1 protein-coding gene is annotated in these 526 nt (G+C 71.3%); it reads right to left on the reverse strand.

Annotated elements, in window-relative coordinates:
* Positions 1–391: LysR family transcriptional regulator (locus tag JCM19049_RS17300; RefSeq protein ID WP_279403531.1), on the reverse strand; the 391-nt coding region annotated here is incomplete at its 3' end.
* Between the last annotated feature and the right edge of the window lie 135 nt (positions 392–526).

Raw genomic sequence — 526 nt, forward strand, 5'->3', positions numbered from 1 at the left:
CGCCGATCCACAGCCGCAGGTTGATGCCCAGCGCGGGCCAGTCCTCGGCCGCCAGCAGCTGCGGCAGCGCGTAGGCGGCCAGGGAGGGGAAGATCCCCACCCGGATTTCCTCGCGTTCGGTGGTGTCCGCCTCCGCGGTGGCCACGTCGGCCATCAGCGCATCGATGTCCGTCAGCACCCGCTTGGCGTGGCGCACCATGCGCAGTGCGGCCGGGGTGGGGGTGATCGAACGCGCCCCGCGCAGGAACAGCGTGGTTCCTGCGGCGCGCTCCAGGGCGGTCATCTGCTGTGACACGGCGCTGGCGGTGTAGCCCAACCGGGCAGCGGCCGTGGCAAAGGAGCGATGGGCGATGACTTCAAGCAGGGTGCGCAGGTGAACCGGATTTATCACGCATCCCAGTCTAGGCGGTGTTGTTCCCCGGGCCGGTGCAAGACAAGAGACGCGTGGGGTCCGCGCGGGAAGCGGGCAACGGCCGTGCCCCACGGCGTGGGGAGCGGGAGGCCCATCCGGACCCGGGCGCGCTGG

This window comes from Arthrobacter sp. JCM 19049, assembly GCF_001310435.1.